Source organism: Halomonas sp. SIMBA_159, from assembly GCF_046536035.1.
Lineage (GTDB): Bacteria > Pseudomonadota > Gammaproteobacteria > Pseudomonadales > Halomonadaceae > Vreelandella > Vreelandella venusta_A.
Genome location: NZ_JAWJBT010001538.1, coordinates 1 through 238, shown reverse-complemented (window position 1 = coordinate 238; position 238 = coordinate 1). Strand labels below are relative to the sequence as shown.

Below are 238 nucleotides of genomic sequence, written 5' to 3'. Positions count from 1 at the left end.
CTTAACTCGTCTTCCAGTACTGCCAGCAGGCGCAAGATGCCAGGTGGTTGCTGTTGATCGCGCAAAACGGATTGCCTGAGTTTCAGGATCAGTTCGCGGAAAAACGGCGTCACTTCAATCGGCTGGCTGGACGCCGGTAAGCGGGTTAAGGACTCAGGGTTCAGGTACACGGCGATAAATGTGGTGTCCTGCAGCGCCCTGGACTCGTGCCGGGTGTGTGCCGGAATAAACAATGCCC

Annotated in this window: 1 protein-coding gene; it reads right to left on the bottom strand. The window is 56.7% G+C overall.

From position 1 onward, the window contains the following. Positions 1–238, bottom strand: a 238-nt coding sequence (locus R0J87_RS24390; protein WP_498889629.1) for a cupin domain-containing protein, incomplete at both ends; no start/stop codon positions are given.